The organism is Campylobacter sp. BCW_6889 (assembly GCF_001762535.1).
In the GTDB taxonomy this organism is placed as follows: domain Bacteria; phylum Campylobacterota; class Campylobacteria; order Campylobacterales; family Campylobacteraceae; genus Campylobacter_D; species Campylobacter_D jejuni.
The window spans coordinates 1-3,548 of record NZ_MJWZ01000017.1 but is presented as its reverse complement, the minus strand read 5'-3'; the positions used below and the strand labels follow the sequence as shown (position 1 = coordinate 3,548).

The following is a 3,548-nucleotide window of genomic DNA, read 5'->3' as shown; positions in this document are numbered from 1 at the left end:
ATATAAGTTTGATAAGCATTTTCTAAATCTTTAAAACCAAGTCTTTTAAATTCATCAATACTTTTATAAAGTTCTTTTCTTGCTTTTAAATAAGTATCATTTAGTTTGTTTTTATGAGAGATAAAGATAGTATAAAAACTAGAGTTAAATTCTAATTCTTTTATTGTGTTTTCATCAAATAAAGCTTGCTTATCTTTATCATATAAAACATAATCTTCACAAAAATATAAAGCTTTTAATAGATAGGGTTTTGAATCGATGTTGATGTTGTTGATATCTTGCAAGTTTAAAGTCTTTAGTAGGTATTGTTTATTAGCAACAATACTTAAGCTTTGATTGGAATTTAAAAAAGTATTTCTTTCTTGTTTTAATTGAAAGCTTAGCTTTTCATTTAAAGATTTAAATAAAGAATTAAAAATTTCATTTTTTATTTTATTGTCTTCTGTATAAAGTTTTAAATCAAATTGATATTTTTGTTCTTCTTGTTCAATGATTTTTTCTTGTTCTTTTAAATCTTGTATGTTTTTTAAATATTCTTCATCTATAAAATTGTAAGTTGTAGAAGCTATACTTGTTTTAGTTATAAGTTCTTTTTTCTTTGCTAGAGCAAGTTTGTATTGTTTTGAATAGCTAGGGTAGGGGCGTGGAGTGAAGAGGGAGAAACCAAGAACTTCGTATATATTGTTGAATATTTCATCTATATTTTTATCATTTTTATAATATTGTCCATTGCCCAGATGGATAGTTTGTGGAAAATATTGTATTTTTGGATTTAAAAAATTTATTATTATTTCTTTAGCTTTTTGTGATATATAGTAACTCAGCTCCTCTCCTTGAGTGAATATTACAAAGGCACCAAATGCTACCAAAGGTGCTGAATCTGGACATAATATACCAACCAAACTCACAATTCCAGCTGCAATTGCAGTCGCAGAAATACCAACTGTATAAACAATAGTTTCAACCCCTTCAGCTATAGCTTTAATAACTACCGACCTTTCGCCATTAAGGACATATTCTAAAGAATAATCCATAATTTTTAAAGTGTTTTCTGTTGGTTTGGTTATTATTCTTATTTTTCTTGCTATTGGTTCTAAAGTAGGATATTGCTTGGAGTAGGAATTGATTATATTAGAAAATCTCCCAACATCTTCACTCGCATTTTCTATTTTTTTCTGTAAATCTTCTATATCTTGTCTATTAAAATTTGCTATCCAATCCGGTATTATATCTTTTTTAGCAAGCACAGCATTTTCTATACCTTGTCTATCTTCAGGACTTAAATTATTTTCCGCATGCATTTAATCTTCCTTTAGCAATATTTATGAAATAATTATATCTTTTTGCTTCATATATTGTTGGGTATATCATTTCTTGAATTTCGGTTTTTAGTTTTGTTTTATATAATAAATTCATTTTTTTATAAGAATTAATCATATTTTCTAATAACTGTTCTTTTTGAGGTATAGAACACATAAAGTTTTTATCTAGGCTTGAAGCAAATGGGATTAAATTAAAAAGAAAATAATCAGCATTAAAGGCTATTTTCATAAGTGCATAAGTGTCAGGCAATGCATCTATTTTGTTAATAAAAATGATATATCTATCCATAATGCTTATAAAATTATTCATTTCGTTTAAATTGGTAGTGCTATTAGAAGCAAGATAAAAATAATTAAGATTAGTTTCACTTTTTCTTCCAAATATACTTACTTTATTTCTAAGAGCTACCAAATAAGCATTGTCTAAACCTAAAATTTGCATAAATTTAAAATCTTTTTTAAAATTATGCATATAATTTAATAATTCTTTTTGATTAAGTTTTAATTCTTGATTTAAGTTTTGTTCTACAAAAACTTTTTTAAATTCTTCTTCGTTGCTCCAGAATAATTTAGATGTCTCTTTTCTAATTTGATTTTCTTTTTCATAATAATACTTATCCCAAAAGATAAGCTCTAAAGGGCGATAAGCTAAGCTTATAAAGATAACAAAAGCTATAAGTAAACCACAAGGTATATAAAATCTTTTAAGTTTATAAAAAGGTTTTTTCATTTATATTCCTTGATATTTTAAAAATAGTTTTTGTGCTTTTTTCTGTTTCGTTTAAGGTTTTATTTTGAGTGTTAAGTTCTATCTCATTCATTTGTGCATTCTTTTAGTTTAGATTGTAGGGTATTGAGCTGATTGATTTGTTTTTGACCGAGTTTGAGTTTCTTAAAATTATAGATCGCTTTTTCTAATTGCATTTTTAAATAACTATCAGTGTGTATTTTTAATTCTTTATTAAAAAACAATAAAACTTTGTCAGTAGTAGTGTTAATTTGACTCATACCATTTAAAATTGTCATAGTTTTAGGGGTATTTAAATCACAAATATAATCTTGTAAAAATTCACTCAAATACATACTAGTAAATCCACTATTATAGCCAATTAGGTCGTTAATATACATTCCGATTCTAACTACATCAAAGCTATCAAACTTATGAATATCTTTTTGTAAAAAATCCTCTTCTAAACGAGTATTTAGAAAAAATAAAAAATCTTCAAAAACTTTAAATCTTTCCTTGTCAAATAAAAAATAAGTTTTATGATTTGTGATATTTCTTTCATTATATAAAAGATAAAGTATAATATCAGTATTTGAATTTGTTGCAACATGTCCAGCTTGTCTCATAAGCTCAACATCTTCTTCTGTAGGATAGCAAGAGGTTAAAGTTTTCATATCTTCAATACTTGTTTGTATCATCTTAAGATTTTTAATAATCATTTGTGTAACTTTTTCTTGATTATAGTTTTCTTTGCTTAAATTCTTAGCATATTCTAATTCTTCCTTGCCTTCGTTTTCACTCCATTTGATTAAAGCACTAAGATTTTCTCTTGCTTTATTTTCATTAGCTTCTTTAAATTGTAAAGCTTCTTGGATAAAGTTATAAGCATTGCTAGCAATTATGATAAAAACTAATACAATAAAAACTATAATAGAAATTCTTTTTGATATTTTAAGCAATTTTTTTACCTTTAAAGTTAGTATTATTTATTATAGCATTATTAGATACAATCTTAAAATCTTCTTTTATATCATCTATAATGGTATTGCTTTGTTTCGTTTTTAAAGAAGTTTCATTGTTAAAATTTGTATTTTTTATTATACTGCTTGTATTTTCTTTTATATTGTTTTCTTGATTTGAATTTTTATTTATTTCTTTGTTTTCATTTTTATTGATTGTTTTATCTTTGTTATTTAATTCTTCATTGATAATAAAAGAGCTCATATAAGTTTGATAAGCATTTTCTAAATCTTTAAAACCAAGTCTTTTAAATTCATCAATACTTTTATAAAGTTCTTTTCTTGCTTTTAAATAAGTATCATTTAGTTTGTTTTTATGAGAGATAAAGATAGTATAAAAACTAGAGTTAAATTCTAATTCTTTTATTGTGTTTTCATCAAATAAAGCTTGCTTATCTTTATCATATAAAACATAATCTTCACAAAAATATAAAGCTTTTAATAGATAGGGTTTTGAATCGATGTTGATGTTGTTGATAT

3 protein-coding genes and 1 pseudogene are annotated in these 3,548 nt (G+C 24.4%); all 4 read right to left on the bottom strand.

What is annotated here, in order from left to right; all coding sequences use genetic code 11:
• Window positions 1–1,301 (bottom strand): annotated as a pseudogene (locus AJ939_RS10825) (hypothetical protein); the annotation flags it as partial.
• On the bottom strand, window positions 1,285–2,052 hold the full coding sequence (locus AJ939_RS01215) for a hypothetical protein (RefSeq protein WP_070233290.1): 768 nt from the start codon (window positions 2,050–2,052) through the stop codon (window positions 1,285–1,287). The gene AJ939_RS01215 and the pseudogene AJ939_RS10825, both read right to left, overlap by 17 nt.
• Window positions 2,053–2,135: 83 nt before the next feature.
• A complete protein-coding gene (locus AJ939_RS01210; protein ID WP_070233289.1) occupies window positions 2,136–3,008 on the bottom strand; it encodes a hypothetical protein in 873 nt (290 codons plus the stop codon).
• Window positions 3,001–3,548, bottom strand: a 548-nt coding sequence (locus AJ939_RS10820) for a hypothetical protein (protein WP_180753138.1), incomplete at its 5' end; no start/stop codon positions are given. The genes AJ939_RS10820 and AJ939_RS01210, both read right to left, overlap by 8 nt.